Annotated in this window: 17 protein-coding genes; 7 read left to right on the plus strand and 10 right to left on the minus strand. The window is 34.5% G+C overall.

Annotated elements, in window-relative coordinates; translation table 11 throughout:
• Nucleotides 1-34: 34 nt before the first annotated feature.
• From AC3ITQ_RS21115 to AC3ITQ_RS21130, 4 genes are all read left to right on the plus strand, one after another.
• Nucleotides 35-2,425, plus strand: coding sequence for a 3-hydroxyacyl-CoA dehydrogenase/enoyl-CoA hydratase family protein (locus AC3ITQ_RS21115; protein ID WP_489236056.1), 2,391 nt, complete (start codon nt 35-37; stop codon nt 2,423-2,425).
• 96 nt (nt 2,426-2,521) lie between these two features.
• On the plus strand, nt 2,522-3,703 hold the full coding sequence (locus AC3ITQ_RS21120) for a thiolase family protein (protein WP_026984655.1): 1,182 nt from the start codon (nt 2,522-2,524) through the stop codon (nt 3,701-3,703).
• A 234-nt stretch (nt 3,704-3,937) separates the two neighbouring features.
• Nucleotides 3,938-5,743: an acyl-CoA dehydrogenase FadE gene (locus tag AC3ITQ_RS21125; RefSeq protein WP_489236057.1), complete on the plus strand. Its 1,806-nt coding sequence runs from the start codon at nt 3,938-3,940 to the stop codon at nt 5,741-5,743.
• A 336-nt stretch (nt 5,744-6,079) separates the two neighbouring features.
• Nucleotides 6,080-7,174 (plus strand): glycoside hydrolase family 18 protein, encoded by a 1,095-nt coding sequence (locus AC3ITQ_RS21130; RefSeq protein WP_489236058.1) that lies wholly within the window; start codon nt 6,080-6,082, stop codon nt 7,172-7,174.
• A 76-nt stretch (nt 7,175-7,250) separates the two neighbouring features.
• Here AC3ITQ_RS21130 and AC3ITQ_RS21135 read toward each other — a convergent pair whose 3' ends face one another.
• From AC3ITQ_RS21135 to AC3ITQ_RS21150, 4 genes are all read right to left on the minus strand, one after another.
• Nucleotides 7,251-7,739: a hypothetical protein gene (locus AC3ITQ_RS21135; protein ID WP_489236059.1), complete on the minus strand. Its 489-nt coding sequence runs from the start codon at nt 7,737-7,739 to the stop codon at nt 7,251-7,253.
• A gap of 82 nt (nt 7,740-7,821) precedes the next feature.
• The gene (locus tag AC3ITQ_RS21140; RefSeq protein ID WP_489236060.1) at nt 7,822-8,739 is read right to left on the minus strand and encodes a transporter; all 918 of its coding nucleotides are present in this window, start codon (nt 8,737-8,739) and stop codon (nt 7,822-7,824) included.
• Between the two features lie 47 nt (nt 8,740-8,786).
• Nucleotides 8,787-9,308: a DUF4251 domain-containing protein gene (locus AC3ITQ_RS21145; RefSeq protein ID WP_489236061.1), complete on the minus strand. Its 522-nt coding sequence runs from the start codon at nt 9,306-9,308 to the stop codon at nt 8,787-8,789.
• 36 nt (nt 9,309-9,344) lie between these two features.
• On the minus strand, nt 9,345-9,770 hold the full coding sequence (locus AC3ITQ_RS21150) for an META domain-containing protein (RefSeq protein WP_489236062.1): 426 nt from the start codon (nt 9,768-9,770) through the stop codon (nt 9,345-9,347).
• A gap of 213 nt (nt 9,771-9,983) precedes the next feature.
• Here AC3ITQ_RS21150 and AC3ITQ_RS21155 point away from each other — a divergent pair, with 213 nt between their 5' ends.
• Entirely contained in the window at nt 9,984-10,511 is a 528-nt protein-coding gene (locus AC3ITQ_RS21155; protein ID WP_489236063.1) for a superoxide dismutase family protein, read from the plus strand.
• 105 nt (nt 10,512-10,616) lie between these two features.
• Complete coding sequence (locus AC3ITQ_RS21160; RefSeq protein ID WP_375032659.1) at nt 10,617-11,819, plus strand: LETM1-related biofilm-associated protein; 1,203 nt, start codon at nt 10,617-10,619, stop codon at nt 11,817-11,819.
• A gap of 48 nt (nt 11,820-11,867) precedes the next feature.
• On the opposite strand, the gene can is transcribed toward AC3ITQ_RS21160, so the two are convergent.
• The 4 genes from can to AC3ITQ_RS21180 form a co-directional block, all read right to left on the minus strand.
• A complete protein-coding gene (gene can / locus AC3ITQ_RS21165; RefSeq protein WP_489236064.1) occupies nt 11,868-12,506 on the minus strand; it encodes a carbonate dehydratase in 639 nt (212 codons plus the stop codon).
• Nucleotides 12,507-12,613: 107 nt separating this feature from the next.
• Nucleotides 12,614-14,257, minus strand: coding sequence for a SulP family inorganic anion transporter (locus AC3ITQ_RS21170; RefSeq protein ID WP_375032657.1), 1,644 nt, complete (start codon nt 14,255-14,257; stop codon nt 12,614-12,616).
• Between the two features lie 79 nt (nt 14,258-14,336).
• Nucleotides 14,337-14,621, minus strand: a complete 285-nt coding sequence (locus AC3ITQ_RS21175) for a hypothetical protein (RefSeq protein WP_072972689.1) — start codon at nt 14,619-14,621, stop codon at nt 14,337-14,339.
• Nucleotides 14,622-14,755: 134 nt separating this feature from the next.
• Nucleotides 14,756-15,235, minus strand: coding sequence for a Dps family protein (locus AC3ITQ_RS21180; protein WP_194656930.1), 480 nt, complete (start codon nt 15,233-15,235; stop codon nt 14,756-14,758).
• A gap of 108 nt (nt 15,236-15,343) precedes the next feature.
• On the opposite strand from AC3ITQ_RS21180, the gene AC3ITQ_RS21185 reads away from it, so the two are divergent.
• A complete protein-coding gene (locus tag AC3ITQ_RS21185) occupies nt 15,344-16,285 on the plus strand; it encodes a LysR substrate-binding domain-containing protein (RefSeq protein WP_194656931.1) in 942 nt (313 codons plus the stop codon).
• A 34-nt stretch (nt 16,286-16,319) separates the two neighbouring features.
• Here the strand turns inward: AC3ITQ_RS21185 and AC3ITQ_RS21190 are convergent, their stop codons facing one another.
• On the minus strand, nt 16,320-16,517 hold the full coding sequence (locus AC3ITQ_RS21190; RefSeq protein ID WP_017496117.1) for a hypothetical protein: 198 nt from the start codon (nt 16,515-16,517) through the stop codon (nt 16,320-16,322).
• 166 nt (nt 16,518-16,683) lie between these two features.
• Nucleotides 16,684-17,349, minus strand: coding sequence for a tRNA (5-methylaminomethyl-2-thiouridine)(34)-methyltransferase MnmC2 (gene mnmC2 / locus AC3ITQ_RS21195; protein WP_489236065.1), 666 nt, complete (start codon nt 17,347-17,349; stop codon nt 16,684-16,686).
• Nucleotides 17,350-17,638 lie beyond the last annotated feature (289 nt).

Here is a 17,638-nt window from a genome sequence, read left to right on the forward strand (position 1 = left end):
TCAATTCAAAACAAAAAACAAATAGTAACAAATTATGAAACGCACAATTAAAAAAGTTGCTGTAATTGGATCCGGAATTATGGGTTCAGGAATAGCTTGTCATTTTGCCAACATTGGTGTTGAAGTTTTACTGCTTGACATCGTACCACGCGAGTTGACAGAAGCTGAAGCTAAAAAAGGATTAACACTTGAAAGTAAAGCAGTTCGCAACCGTGTCGTAAACGAGCACTTGGCGAATTCATTAAAATCGAAACCGTCTCCTATTTACAGTCAAAAATTTGCTAGCAGAATCACAACTGGAAATACGACAGATGATATGGCAAAAATTGCCAATGTTGACTGGATTATTGAAGTTGTTGTGGAGCGTTTGGATATCAAAAAACTGGTTTTTGAACAAATCGAGAAATTCCGTACTCCGGGAACTTTGGTTACATCAAACACTTCTGGTATTCCAATTCATTTTATGAGCGAAGGAAGAAGCGAAGATTTTCAACAACACTTCTGCGGAACTCACTTTTTTAACCCTGCGCGTTACTTAAAATTATTTGAAATTATTCCTGGTCCAAAAACTTCAACTGAAGTATTGGATTTCTTAAACGAATACGGATCTAAATTCCTAGGGAAAACTTCGGTTGTTGCTAAAGATACTCCGGCGTTTATTGGAAACAGAATTGGTATTTACGGAATTCAGAGTTTATTCCATTTGGTAAAAGAAATGGGATTAACAATTGAAGAAGTGGATAAATTGACTGGTCCGGTAATTGGTCGTCCAAAATCGGCTACTTTCCGTACCGTTGACGTTGTTGGTTTGGATACTTTGGTACACGTTGCCAACGGTATCTACGAAAACTGCCCAACAGACGAACAACACGAATTGTTTAAACTTCCTGATTTCGTCAACAAAATGATGGAAAATAAATGGTTAGGAAGCAAAACAGGTCAAGGGTTTTATAAAAAAGTAGATAAAGATATTTTGTCTTTAGACTTAGATACATTAGAATACCGTGCTGCTAAAAAAGCAAATTTTGCTACACTTGAACTGACAAAAACTATTGATAAACCAATCAATCGCTTTAAAGTTTTAGTAAAAGGAAAAGACAAAGCAGGTGAATTCTACCGTAAGAGTTTCTCTGGAATGTTTGCTTATGTGTCAAACAGAATTCCTGAAATCTCAGACGAATTATACAAAATTGATGATGCGATGAAAGCCGGTTTTGGATGGGAAAATGGTCCATTCGAAATCTGGGATGCGATTGGTGTAGCCAACGGAATCGAAATCATGAAAGCAGAAGGTTTAGAGCCAGCTGCATGGGTTACTGAAATGTTAGCTTCTGGAAGCGAAAGTTTCTACTCTGTAAAAGAAGGAGCAACTTATTTCTATAACATTCCAACAAAATCACAAGTAAAAGTTCCTGGACAAGATTCATTCATTATTCTGAACAACATTCGCGAAAGCAAAAAAGTTTGGAGCAATAGTGGCGCAATCATTCAGGATTTAGGAGATGGAATTTTGAACTTAGAATTCCAATCTAAAATGAATACTATTGGTGGCGATGTACTTCAGGCTATCAATAAAGCAATCGACTTATCTGAAAAAGAATATCAAGGTTTAGTTATTGGTAACCAAGCAGCAAATTTCTCTGTTGGAGCTAATATCGGAATGATTTTCATGATGGCTGTTGAGCAGGAATATGACGAATTGAACATGGCTATCAAAATGTTCCAGGACACGATGATGCGCGTTCGTTACTCTTCTATTCCAGTTGTGGTTGCGCCTCACGGAATGACTTTTGGTGGTGGATGCGAAATGAGCTTACACGCTGATAAAGTGGTTGCTGCTGCAGAAACGTACATGGGATTGGTTGAATTTGGTGTTGGTGTACTTCCTGGTGGTGGTGGATCTAAAGAAATGGCTTTGAGAGCTTCAGATTTATTCCGCAAAAATGATGTGGAATTGAACGTTCTTCAGGAGTATTTCTTAACGATCGCTATGGCAAAAGTTTCTACTTCTGGTTATGAAGCTTTTGACACTGGACTTCTTCAACATGGTAAAGATGTTATCGTAGTAAACAAAGATCGTCAGATTGCTGAGGCTAAGAAACATGCTTTATTAATGGCTGAAGCAGGTTATACACAACCTATCAGAAGAACTGATGTTAAGGTTTTAGGTAAACAAGCACTTGGAATGTTCTTAGTAGGAACTGACCAAATGGAAGCTGGAAAATACATTTCTGAGCACGATAAAAAAATCGCTAACAAACTGGCTTATGTAATGGCCGGTGGTGATTTATCTGAAGCGACTTTAGTATCTGAACAATATTTATTAGATATCGAACGTGAAGCTTTCTTATCTCTTTGTACTGAGCGTAAGACTTTAGAGAGAATTCAGTATATGTTAACTAAAGGAAAACCACTTCGTAATTAGAAAATAGATGCAAGAAACAAGAAGCAAGACTTTAGAAATATCTTGCTTCTTGCCTCTTTCTTCTTTCTTCTAATAAATCTTAAAAAAACAAAACAAATGAAAACAGCATATATCGTAAAAGCTTACCGTACTGCGGTAGGAAAAGCACCAAAAGGGGTTTTTAGATTTAAAAGACCTGACGAATTAGCAGCAGAAACTATTCAGTTTATGATGGATGAACTGCCTGATTTCGACAAAAAACGTATCGATGACGTTATGGTAGGAAATGCCATGCCGGAAGCAGAACAAGGACTTAACGTTGGACGTTTGATCTCATTAATGGGATTAAAAGTTGAAGATGTTCCTGGAGTTACAGTTAACCGTTATTGCGCATCTGGATTAGAAACTATCGGAATGGCAACTGCTAAAATCCAATCAGGAATGGCAGATTGTATTATCGCCGGTGGAGCTGAAAGTATGAGTTTTATTCCGATGGGAGGTTACAAACCAACTCCGGATTATAAAGTTGCCGCTGCAGGTCACGAAGATTATTACTGGGGAATGGGTTTAACTGCTGAAGCGGTTGCGAACCAATACAAAATCTCAAGAGAAGATCAGGATGAGTTTGCTTACAACTCTCATATGAAAGCGTTAAAAGCGCAGGCTGAAGGTAAATTCGACAAACAAATCGTTCCGATTACTGTTGAGCAGACTTTCATCAATGAAAATGGAAAAAAAGAAACTAAATCATACGTTGTAAAACAAGACGAAGGTCCAAGAGCCGGAACATCAGTTGCTGCTTTGGCTGGATTGAGACCTGTTTTTGCTGCGGATGGTAGCGTTACAGCAGGTAACTCATCACAAATGAGTGATGGTGCTGCTTTTGTTTTAATCATGAGTGAGGACATGGTTAAAGAATTAAACCTTGAGCCAATTGCCAGATTAGTAAATTTTGCTTCATCTGGCGTTGAGCCAAGAATTATGGGTATCGGTCCTGTAAAAGCTATTCCGAAAGCGTTGAAACAAGCTGGTTTAGAATTGAAAGATATTGACTTGGTTGAATTAAACGAGGCATTCGCTTCTCAGTCTTTGGCTGTAATTCGCGAGTTAGGTTTAAACCCTGATATCGTAAACGTAAACGGTGGAGCGATCGCTTTAGGTCACCCTCTGGGATGTACAGGTGCTAAACTTTCTGTTCAGTTATTTGATGAAATGAAACGCAGAGGTAGTAAATACGGAATTGTTTCTATGTGTGTGGGGACTGGACAAGGTTCTGCAGGGATTTACGAGGTATTGTAAAACGTCTTCTTTGTCATTTCGACGAAGGAGAAATCACACTAGTGATTCGACAAAGTAAACGTTTAGTTTGTCATTCCGAGGAACGAGGAATCTCCGCGACAATTATCCGCATAGTTTGTCAATCGTTGTGGAGCTACTTGCGGGGATTCCTCCTCCGTCGGAATGACAAAAAAGCTGGAAATACTAAATTATACAAGGTTATAAAATAAAAAAATATACAAAAAACAAAAAGCAATGGCAGATACAATCGAAAAAAACGTAACCCGTGGTGGTCAGTTTTTAGTTAAAGAAACAAAGTGCGAAGATGTCTTTACACCAGAAGATTTCTCAGAAGAGCAGTTAATGATGCGTGACTCTGTAAAAGAGTTCGTTGATAAAGAATTATGGGCGCATAAAGATCGTTTTGAGAAAAAAGATTACGCTTATACAGAAGCTTCTATGCGTAAAGCTGGAGAATTGGGACTTCTTGGAGTTGCGGTTCCTGAAGAATACGGTGGATTGGGAATGGGATTCGTATCTACAATGTTAGTTTGCGATTACATTTCTGGTGCAACTGGATCTTTCTCAACTGCTTTTGGTGCTCATACAGGAATTGGAACTATGCCAATTACACTTTATGGTACTGAAGAACAAAAGAAAAAATACGTTCCTAAATTGGCTTCCGGAGAATGGTTTGGAGCTTATTGCTTAACTGAGCCAGGTGCAGGATCTGATGCAAACTCAGGAAAAACAAAAGCTGTTTTATCTGAAGATGGAACTCATTATAAAATTACAGGACAAAAAATGTGGATTTCGAATGCAGGTTTCTGCAGCGTTTTCATCGTTTTTGCCCGTATTGGAGATGATAAAAATATTACAGGTTTCATCGTAGAAAACGATCCGTCAAACGGAATTTCTATGAATGAAGAAGAGCATAAATTAGGAATCCGTGCTTCTTCTACTCGTCAGGTTTTCTTCAACGATACGAAAGTTCCTGTTGAAAACATGTTATCTGAAAGAGGAAACGGTTTCAAAATTGCAATGAATGCTTTGAACGTTGGACGTATTAAATTGGCTGCTGCTTGTTTAGATGCACAACGTAGAGTTACTTCAAATGCAGTAAAATATGCTAACGAAAGAATTCAGTTTAATACTGCAATTTCATCTTTTGGAGCTATCCGTTCTAAATTAGCTGAAATGGCAACTAATGCATACGCTGGAGAAAGTGCTTCTTACAGAGCTGCAAAAGATATCGAAGACAGAATTGCTGCTCGTGAGGCAGAAGGAACTTCTCACCAGGAAGCTGAATTGAAAGGTGTTGAAGAATATGCTATCGAATGCTCAATCTTAAAAGTTGCTGTTTCTGAAGACGTACAATCTTGTGCTGATGAAGGAATTCAGATTTTTGGTGGAATGGGATTCTCTGAAGATACTCCAATGGAGAGTGCCTGGAGAGATGCTCGTATTGCTAGAATCTACGAAGGAACAAACGAAATCAACAGAATGCTTTCTGTAGGTATGTTGATCAAAAAAGCAATGAAAGGTCACGTTGATTTACTTGGACCAGCAATGAAAGTTCAGGAAGAATTAATGGGAATTCCATCTTTTGATACTCCTGATTTCTCTGAATTATTTGCTGAAGAAAAAGGAATTATCGCTAACCTGAAAAAAGTATTCTTAATGGTTGCTGGTAGCGCTGTTCAAAAATACGGACCGGATTTAGATTCTCACCAACAGTTATTAATGGCTGCTTCTGATATCTTAATCGAGGTTTACATGGCTGAAAGTACTATTCTTAGAACAGAGAAATTAGCTAAAACTCAAGGTGAAGCTAAAGTACAAGAGCAAATTGCAATGGCAAAATTATACTTATACAAAGCTGTGGATATCGTTAACTCAAGAGGAAAAGAAGGAATTATTTCTTTTGCTGAAGGTGACGAACAACGTATGATGTTAATGGGATTAAAACGTTTCACAAAATACACAAACAATCCAAATGTTGTGGCATTGAGAGAAACGATTACTTCTAAATTGGTTGCAGAAAACGAATACTGCTTCTAATACAAAAATAGTTTTTAGCTTTTAATTTGTTTAAACCCGCGCAAGTCCGAAACTGTGCGGGTTTATTTTTTTGTTTTCTACCATGTGTTTTTTTCACCATATAAGTGATATAAGTTCATTTAAAAGTAGAGATGTATAGCAGTGTGGTAAACTACAGTGCATATAAAATAGGTTTTGCTACGGATTAAAAATCTTTGAGAACCTGATTTATGAAGCGCAATATTTTTGCAGGAATTTGCAAATTTTCGTTAAAATTTGTTTTATGACACAAAGAACATAGTTAAATATTAAATGTATTGCCTTATATTTAGCATTCAAAAAACAAAAAACTTTAAAATGAAACAAATTAACCTGATTGCCTTTTTATTATTGTGCAGTTTTACGACTACTGTTTTTGCACAAAAAAATAAAAAAATGGATATCATTGCTTACTACACGGGCGATGACAAATTGATTAACGAATACGAAGTCAACAAACTGGATCAAATTATTTTTAGTTTTTGTCATTTAAAAAATGGTAAACTAAGTGTTGATTCTCCTAAAGATTCTATCACAATTAAACATCTGGTTGCTGCAAAAGCTAAGAATCCGCAACTTAAAATTGTTTTATCTCTTGGAGGCTGGGGTGGCTGCGAACCTTGCTCTGCTGCCTTTTCGACAGATGAAGGCAGACTTACTTTTGCAAAATCTGTGAAAGAAGTTAGTGATTATTTTAAAGTAGATGGTTTAGATTTAGACTGGGAATATCCATCAATTGAAGGTTTGCCAGGTCATTTGTACCAAGCTGCAGATAAGCCTAATTTTACTGATTTGTTAAAAAAATTGCGATCCACTCTAGGTAAAAAGTATGAATTAAGTTTTGCCGCAGGAGGTTTTCAAAAATGTTTGGATGAGTCTATAGACTGGAAAGGCGTTGCACCATATGTAAATCGTATTAATATTATGAGTTACGATTTAGTAAACGGATATTCTAAGGTTACGGGACATCATACGCCATTATACAGTACAAATCCGAAAGAAGAATCTACTGACAGAGCTGTTACTTATCTTTTAAAACAAGGCGTTCCTGCTGAAAAATTAGTTATTGGTGCTGCTTTTTATACCAGAACATGGAAGAATGTTGAAAACATCAACAATGGTTTATATCAGGCTGGTGAGCACATTCCGGGCGCTGATTTTAAAAACTTTGCTACAACTTATACAGAAGCAAATGGATGGAAATATTTTTATGATGAAAAAGCGCAAGCGCCTTATTGGTACAACGCAGGAACAAAAACATTTGCAACATCTGATGATCTTAAATCTGTCAAAGCAAAAACAGAATATGTGAAAGCCAAAAAATTAGGTGGAATTATGTTTTGGGAACTTACTCTCGATAGTCCGAAAAATGGGATGCTAAATGCTATTTATGAAGTTAAAGCAGCTAAATAAAGAGTCTGAAAATAAAAAAAGCGACAGTTGTAGAAATCTACAACTGTCGCTTTTTTTTTAGTAAAGGTAAAAGTTGTTACATCTGAACCTTCGTTTTATCCAATTCTCCAATAAAAGGAATTGTATCCTGAATTTCGTTACGAATAACAGTCTGCAAATAAACCTCTAACTGAATAAATTTTGCTGCATTTATTGCACCGATTGCCTTTTTAGCCTGACCATAAGTTTTGGAATATAACTTTTCGTAATCCTGATTATTTTTTAAAGTTCCTTTGGCCAATTCGTCTGCTTTTTCTTCTGTAAGAGTTGCATAATTCTCTGCATAATAATTAATTAACTGTAATTTGGTTTGACCAAGAGCTTTACGTTCGTTTTCGTAATTTTCATATACTTTTGTAAAAGCAGCATTCTGAGTATCAGACAAATTCATATATTGTTTTACGAGGTCAGTTTTAGATTTTCCATAAATACTCTGCACTAATTCTACATCTTCTTTATACGAAGATTGCGCATACGATGAAAACGAGGCGATTGCCATAACAAGAATAAGACTTAATTTTTTCATAGTTTTTTGGTTTTAGATTAATTCAAACATTTATTCATTATCAAATATACTGATTTTAAACACATTACACCATCTTCAATCTTTAAAAGAAAGAATATTGATACGCTGCCGTTAAAGCATAATAATTTAAGCCATTGTTTGTATAAGCCCCTACATGGTATTGAAACCTAAGAGACTGACCTTTTGCAATTGGTGTAGAAAACGTTGCTCCTACCCTCCAATTATCAATTTCACTGGCATCAGAAACACCATCGGTAATTGTTTTGCCTCCAAAAAACCAAGTCGTATTAAAACCAAGCCACATACTATTCTTAAAATAATAACTGGCGTGTGCCTGCAAACTTCCTGTAGGTTTCTGCTCCATTTTTTTTCCTAAAAAATCATTGTTATCGGTATAAAACCAAATACCTCCGTAGACTTCAGCATAAAAATGAGAAAATCGCTGTGAAATACCAACCTCAGGCTTAAATCCCCAACGGTTTGTACCAATATTCACGCGCTTATCATCATAATATTTACCTGTGGGAATGGATGTTACTAAACTCACCCCTAAAATGGTTTTTTGCTCAAATTTTCTAAATTCGGATTTATCAAGAGCGGGAGAACCTAACAGATTTACACCAAATCGAACTTTCATATCACCAAAGCCCGTTCTTGATCCTGTTATATTCTGACCACTTACGTTTGCTGATCCATCCATAAAAGTAAAAGGCAATGCAACTTGCACACGAGCCAATTTATTTGCCAAACCAAATGTTCTCACATAGGTTGCGGCCAGATTATGACTTTGAATAGTAAAATCAGAAATTGGCAATGATGGTTCTGTTAGTACATTTCCATCCATAAAAGCATATCCGATGGCAGCTACATTTAATTTTTTAGGAACATTAGCATATACCCGAGGTTCTAAATCCTGGCTAAAACCTGAAGACATTCCCAGCAGAAACAACATCAAAAAATAGTGTTTCTCAATCAAAACATAAAAAGTATTTTTTGGCATAAAGTAAAGAATTCGGGGATCTAATTATTAAAACTAAAACGTGCTTCTTATTTCTTAATTTCATCTGTTTTTGGAGCTTCAATTTCTCCATCATATGAAATCGATGCTCTGTTATTACTACTGATAGAAAGCGATGCTCCTCCATCAAAAAAAATATTAAAATACAGTGTGTAAACATCATCCTTACCTTTAACAGTTGCTTTGACGTTATACGACTTTTTCTTTTTTTCAATCTTTACGTTTTCCGGAACGCCTTCAAATTTTATGCCTCCATCACCACCATATGGTACACTAAAAGCACGACCAAAGAATGGCAAATCGCACGTGGTTTTGTCTGTATTAAATTTCAAAAAATAGGTATTGTAATCTAAATTTAACATCCTGCCTCCTTGTGGAATTGCTTTTTGTGCTTCAAAAACAAAATTCTTAGAATCGATAAGTGCTTCAATTTCTTTTTGTTTCTGTAATTCCCGTTCGGCTTTTAATTCCTTTTTCGTTTTTTCCTGAGACAAAACCGGGAAACTTACAAAGCACACTAACACTAGTAAAATCAATAATTTATGTTTCATAAAATAAACTTTTAATAGAGTTAATAAATAAACCTTCTATTTTTTTGTGAAACGCATCATAGCAATATCACCAGAAATAAGATTCAGGGTCTTGCCATCATCTGTCACATCATAAGATGTTATTTTTTGCAAAGTGCTCATAAATACCTGTTCTCCCTGTCCATCCTGGCACATCATTTTGGTCATCGCCATAGGCTGCGTAAAATCAATTTTATTGCCGTCGAGAACTAATTTTCCGTTAAAAGAATTACAGCTGCTGTTCCCGGAAATATGATTTTCTTTTAGATCGAAATTTAGGGTTGGTTTTTTAGTGGGGTACAATCCATCAAAAGCAATTCTTGGACCTGAGATATAATTTAGTTCCCAGTTTCCTTCCAGTTTAGAAACCGAATCTGTTTTTTTACATTTACAGGAAACTAGTATGGTGCTTAAAAAAAACAGGATAAAAACATTCTTCATCATAACGTTAAAGATTAAATATTAATGAATTAGAAAATCGAATTTGGGAAAATTTTCGTTAAAAACCTTTACGAATTTAAGCAATATTTTTGTCTTCAGCCTCAAACTGCTATTAAAATAAGACAAATAGTTTTAGTTTTTTTTAACTTAAGACGTTAAGTTATATCGTATTTTTTATGTTAAATTTACTTAATCTTTAATTTAAATGCCTCACATATGAAAAAAATCATTGTTTCCTTCGCTATAATTACTGCCTTAATAATTGGCTGTAAGACGAATACAAAATCGAGTGATGCCAAGACTTTAACTGTAAATCTGGAACCAAAAAGTAACAGCACCGTAAGCGGAACTGCAACTTTTACAGAGAAAAACGGAAAAGTAACTTTTGTTGCAAAAGTGGCCGGATTACAGCCTGGTGTTCACGCTATACACATTCACGAAAAATCAGATTGTACTGCAGCAGATGGAAGTTCAGCTGGCGGACACTGGAATCCAACCTTTAAAAAACACGGAAAATGGGGCGTTGGTGAATATCACAAAGGCGATATAGGAAACTTCACTGCTGATGCAAAAGGTAACGGAACTATAACTTTAACCACTGACGAATGGTGTGTTGGCTGTGGAGATGCATCCAAAGATGTTTTAGGCAAAGGTTTAATAGTACATCAGGGAACAGATGATTTTACTACTCAGCCTACCGGAAATGCCGGTGGTAGAGTTGCCTGTGCAGGAATCATCAAATAAAAATACAGTAACCACTATTTTTTCACAAAATCTAGTGGTTATTTCATTTTAAAGTAATTCTAAAACAAGAAAAAGATATAGCTTTGTAGCCTCAAACAAAAGTTAATGATTAACCCATCAGCACCAGGTTGGATAGATAAGTTTTTTAGCGAACAAAAGTTTTCAGAAGCTATTCCTTTTGAGACTAATGAATCGTTTTACGATAAAGTCAGAGCCACCGGATTTATTTATGGCCATATCATTTCGATTGATTCTCAAATTCCCATTCCGATAAAAGGCTGGTTTAAAACAGAGATTTCTAAAATTGCCTTATTAAATACTTTGTATGGTGTTTTTTGTCTGGAAAAAAGAAATTCTGAACCCAACAATTTTACTACCGAAGTTTTAAAATTTTATAAAGAAATGAATCCTGAAGGATTTAATCTGTTTAAAATTTTACTTCCAAAAGATACTCCTTCCCTTTCGTTAGAAAGTATAATCGATCAGAGGGTACAAACGAATGACAGTATTATCAGTAAAAACTTTTCACATTTGGTGACGAATGCATTGTTATTTATTGATGTATTAGCGTTTAGACAATATTTAGAACATGGTGCAATTCCGGAGAAATATTTAAAGCGAATTGAGGAAACCGTTCTTGGTATTGTTGGTTTGGCTTTAAAAACGAAAACGGTAAAATCGCAGCATGATGATTTACTGATTAAGCTTTTTGAAGCATCAATACGCTATTCAAAATTTTCAAAAGTTACTGTCGATACTTTAGAAACTTTACAACTTGATTATTTTACCAATAAACTGGAGCATTATTATTTAATCGATATGGCCGGAATGGCTTTATGGAGTGATGGTGTAGTAGAGAATGAAGAAGCTTACTTTTTATATTCCTTAGGATCAATGATGCAGGTTTCAGACGATTTTGTAACACATAGTATTGATACTACCAATTCGTTTATCACAACACATAAAAAGAAGATTCCGTATTTCAATTATTCAAATCCGGTGAAACATTTTTATGATCAGATGACACACACAGTCGTAAAATTGATTATTAGGAATAAAAACAGACTGGTTAAGGAAATAGTTCAGAGTAAAGAATTAATGGTGTTGTTAGCTTATTCTACAACCAGGGACTTAGATGCCAAGGAAAAGAAAAAAGTAAAAAAACAACTTTTGGATATCTGTAAAACAATACCATCGCTTACGATCTTTTTACTTCCAGGCGGAAGTTTGTTATTGCCGATCCTAATAAAGTTTATTCCAACAATGTTACCATCAGCTTTCAATGAAAACCTAGACGAAAATGAATAAAAAAAATCGCCCTTTTGAGGCGATTTTTTATTCATATAAATGATCTTCTTATAGATTATTCAATTGATAAACATCATCTAATTCAGCATTCGAAGAAATGTTCACATTTAAATCGGTTACAAAACCTGAATTTAATCCGTAAACCCATCCGTGAAGCATTAAGTCCTGACCATTTTGCCAAGCTCCTTGTACGATAGATGTTTTTGCTAAGTTGTAAACTTGTTCTTTAGCATTGATTTCAACAAAAGCATTAAAACGCTCTGTTTCATCTTCAATTGAGTTTAAGTATTTGTCGTGTAAACGGTATTCATCTTTAATATGACGAATCCAGTTGTCGATAATTCCAACAGACATATTTCCCATTGCCGCTTTTACACCACCACAACCGTAATGCCCGCAAACAATAACGTGTTTTACTTTTAAAACATTTACCGCATAATCTAATACACTTAACATGTTCATGTCTGAGTGCACTACCATATTAGCAATATTACGGTGTACAAAAACCTCACCTGGCTTAGCTCCAATAATTTCGTTTGCAGGAACACGGCTGTCAGAACATCCAATCCATAACAATGGTGGTGTTTGTCCTTTTGCTAAATCTGCGAAATAATTTGGGTCTAATGCTAATGATTTTTCTACCCACTGCTTGTTGTTTTCTATTAATTGCTTATAAAACTCTTTCATTGTTTTTTATTTTTTGAATGGCATTTCCATGTGATTAAACGTACCAAAAGAACTTATGTAAAGTTACCTAAATTTTGATGGTTCTACCACTGCAGAAATACCTTAATTTATTTTTTTACTGTTTCTTTTTTAACCAATGCTCTCTTCGCAACATCATAATAATGTTCGATTGTAACGTGATTATCTTTGTCAGGTGTGTTTTCTAACTCGTAAGCTTTCTTAAAACCTTTCAGTTTTACTTTGATATTTTCATCAATAGCACGAGTTTCTTTAAACTCACGAATTAAATCCAAAACATCATGTGCGATATATTCCGTATCATGCGCGTTGATGATCACTTTTGAATTTTCTGGAATTTCATTCAATGTCAACTTGATAGCCGCTTTGTTTAAGAAAGAAACTTCCTGAGCTAAGTCGATATGAATAACATCTCCATCTTCGTACTCTTCCTTTTTAAAGCTGTAAGCTCTTTTCAGGTTTCCTCTCAATACAAAAATAATACTGATGATAATTCCTAATGCAACACCTTTCAATAAATCTGTCGCTACAACAAATACTAGAGTGGCAATAAAAGGTACGAATTGGTATTTTCCTTTTTCCCAGAAATGCAAGAAAGTTGCCGGCTTGGCTAATTTGTATCCAACTAATATTAAAACAGTTGCTAAAGTAGCTAACGGAATTTTATTTAATATTGCCGGAATACTCAATACACTTACTAATAAAAGTACACCGTGAATAATAGCAGACATCTTAGATTTTGCACCTGCATTGTTATTTGCAGATGATCTAACCACAACTGATGTCATTGGTAAACCTCCTAAAAGTGAACTCACAATGTTACCAATCCCCTGAGCTCTTAACTCAACGTTTGTATTGGTATAACGTTTTTGAACGTCCATTCTGTCAGCAGCTTCAATACATAATAAAGTTTCAATAGAAGCTACAATGGCAATTGTAACAGCTACTACCCAAACCTGCGGATTTGTTACAGCGGCAAAATTTGGTGTAATAAGAATTGATTTAAATTCGTCAAAAGATTTTGGAACTGGCAAAGAAACCAAATGTTCTTTTGCAATTGCCAATGAGCTTCCTGTAGAAGTAAAAACTTCATTTAAGACTACACCTGCAATAACCGCGATAAGTGCTCCCGGAACTAGCTTTAATTTCTTTAAAAAAGGAACTTTATCCCAGGCAATTAATATTACAAATGAAACTAACGAAATAACTACAGCTCCTAATTGAATATGATTAATTACATCAAATAAAAAGGAGAATGAATTGCTACCATCATTCTGAATAAAAGCCTGATCACCTTCAAAATCAGCATCATAACCAAAAGCATGTGGCAATTGTTTCAGAATAATAATAATCCCGATACCCGCAAGCATTCCCTCGATTACATTGGTTGGAAAATAATTTGAAATACTTCCGGCTTTTAAAAATCCTAATGCTAATTGAATTAATCCAGCAATAAAAACAGACATTAAAAAAACATCGAAGGCACCAAAATCAGTGATAGCGGTAAGAATAATAGCTGTTAGACCAGCTGCCGGACCAGATACACTAATATGTGACTGGCTTAAAAAACCTACCACAATACCACCAACAACACCTGCGATAATTCCAGAAAATAATGGCGCTCCAGAAGCCATTGCAATACCTAAACACAATGGAAGAGCCACCAAGAAAACCACCAAACCTGAAGCAAAATCAGATTTAAGGTTGGCAAAAAGATTAATTTTTTTTGACATAATACAATACTAAAAATTGATACATTAAAGATCTACTGCATCTACTATAAATACAGTTAGTTTAAAATAATCGGAAGTATTATACTAAATTGGGAGGTGGAGCAAATATGCTCGGAGAAATATTGTCTAATTTTACAATATTTTCAGACACGATGGTCTTTTTTTCAATATAAGCAGGCATTACAACTTCATGGTGAAGTATTGCCGGATAAACAGCAGCCTTAAGTTCTTTGTGTGAGTGCTCCTCTTCAGAAAAACTAAAGAATATAGACGTATCATTACTTTTCTTCATCAACGTCACAACAGTAGGCGTTGCCAGGAAAGCAATAAATATGAATAATAATATGCGAGCGAGTAATTTCATTGTCGCAAAAATAGTGTTAAACAAATAAAATCAAAGCTTGAAGCAAAAATTTTTATAGAAATTTAACATTCGAAAAAAAAGCAGTATCATCTATGGCGACAATACTGCTTTTTAAATTATTTATAAACAACGAATTACAACTCTTCTTCAAGCCATGCATTCATCATCCAAATCGTTTTTTCCTGCTCCGCAATGAAGTCACTCATCATAGAATTTGTCCCTTCATCATTGATTTCAGCTGACTGATTTAAGATTTCTCTTTCAATTTTAAGTAAATCTGATAAAGAATGTACGATCAATTGAACCGCTTTTTCATCATTTGAAATATTTTTTCCAACTGTCAATTTGTTGTTTTTTATATAGTCTTCAAAAGTATGTAAAGGAGTTCCGCCAATTGTCAAAACTCTCTCTGCTATCATATCAATTTTTAATTGAGAATCTGTGTATAATTCCTCAAATTTTACATGTAAATCAAAGAAACGTTTTCCTCTAATATTCCAATGTATCCCTCTTAAATTTTGGTAGTAAACCTGAAAATTAGACAATAAGACATTCAATTCTTTTACTAACAATTCTGACTCTTTTACAGGTAATCCTAAAATATTCGTTTTCATGTTTTTATTATTTTACAGTAAGTTACTACAAATTTAAAGTAACTCCTTAAAAAAAGTTATAAAAAAAAATTATATTTTCTTATTTTTGCATCACAAAATACTATCAAAATGACGATAACTCAATTACAATATGTGTTAGCAGTTGCCGAACACAAAAACTTTACTCTTGCTGCCGAAAAATGTTTTGTGACGCAACCCACTTTAAGCATGCAGATTCAGAAAATTGAAGAAGAACTTAACATTTTAATTTTCGACAGAAGCAAAAAACCTATTCAACTTACAGACATTGGTCAGAAAATTGTAAATCAGGCTAAAAACATTGTAAACGAAGCAGATAGAATCAAAGATATTGTAGAACAGCAAAAAGGTTTCATTGGGGGAGAATTCCGTTTGGGAATTATACCGACGATTATGCCAACGCTTTTACCAATGTTCCTGAACAATTTCATTAAAAAATATCCAAAAGTAAAACTCTTAATCGAAGAGCTGAATACAGATGAAATTATTGTGAAACTTAAAAATGGCCATCTTGATGCTGCCATTGCCGCTACTCCGCTTGAAGACGAAAAAATAAAAGAAATTGTTTTGTATTTCGAGCCGTTTGTGGCTTACATACCGGAACAACATGCTAATTTTCAGAAAGAAGAAATTGAGGTAGCCGACTTAAATATCAACGAAATTTTGCTTTTGCAGGACGGGCATTGTTTTAGAGATGGTATTTTGAATTTATGCAAAAACGGAACTGACGTCGAACAAAACAATTTTCAGATTCAAAGTGGAAGTTTTGAAACACTGATAAAATTGGCCGACGAAGGCTTGGGCACAACGTTACTACCGTACTTGCACACCATGGATCTAAAAGATTCCGATAAACTGAAACTACGTAATTTTAAGGAACCAAAGCCTGCTCGTGAGGTAAGTTTAATTTACCCGAAGAGCGAATTAAAAATGCAAATCATTGACGCGCTTCGATCCACTATTGCCGGAGTCGTTAAAGGAGCAATAGTTTTTCAGAATGTGCAAATCATCAGTCCGCTATCAAAGAAATAAAAATAAAAAAGGAGCCAATTTGGCTCCTTTTTCTTTATACTTTAATTAGTAGTAGACTTTGTTTTAATTCTGGTTTTTCAATAATAAAATTTAATAACCATTCTTGCAATTGTTCCATCTCATACGGTAACAGTGTTTTGATAGCTTTTTCCAGCTCTTTGCAGAAAAGTATCGGATCGAAACTAACTCTCTCAAGTATTGATTTCGTGTAATCAAACATCATTTTTGACATAATAAAATAAGATTTTTGGGGGTTATCTATATTTCTAAACTCGCACCAAATTTAAACAAATAACACATACAAAGCTTTATTTTAACTATTTTTTTTAAAAACTTTAGCAACGAAACCGTTTTCTTAGTACAGATAAATCAATATAGAACCGTTATAAATAACTAATTTAAACCCTTTTAAAGGCTCGAAACATTTCTCGTTTCCCTGGAGGTCCGGCTAATTTTTCGACAGTAAAACCAACAGCAATCATGCTTCTTTTAACAACTCCGCGAGCAGCATATGTCACTAAAACGCCATTTGGTTTTAAACTATTGTACATTTTCTGAAAAATTTCAGTACTCCATAATTCGGGTTGTACACGATATCCGAAGGCATCAAAGTAAATCAAATCAAAAGTTTCAAAATCGTCGATTTCATCAAAAAATTGTTTCCTTTTAGTTAACGAGAACTGATCGCAAATTTCCACTTTATTATCCCATTCACATTTATGCATTTTCTCAAAAATGTTATGAAATTCCAATGCTTCCAGCTCTTCTACATAATTCATGGCTAAAACTTCTTCAGCATTTACAGGGTATGCTTCTACCCCAACATAATCGATCTTCTGATTTTTTTGGATTGCTTCTAAAAAAGTAATAAAAGCATTTAAACCGGTGCCAAAACCAATTTCAAGAATACTAACCGGATCTTTTTCAAATAATGAAAGTCCGTTTTTTATAAAAACATGTTTTGCTTCCTGAATAGCACCGTGCTTCGAGTGATAACATTCATCCCACTCTTTCAAATGAATTGTTGTTGAACCATCTAGCGTTTTAATTATTTCTCTTTCCACCTTTTTCAATATTTACAATCTGATTTTATTGTTTTTCAGACCATTTTACTAGTCAAATTTAGTCAAAACAAATGCGTAAAGCCTTAAAAAACGATACTTTTTTCATAAATTCTTTATAAAAGTAAGTGATTTTTTTAGGTTTATTATAAGATAAATAAATCTCAGTTAAAGGCCGTAATTAATACAGTTTTAGCAAGTAATTTATATATTTTTACTTAATTTTGCATTTAATAAAACCTATTTTACACCAAATCATCACGTTAGAACTCTTTCTGTTGAGATGAAAATT

It is taken from the genome of Flavobacterium sp. KH_001 (genome assembly GCF_057840745.1).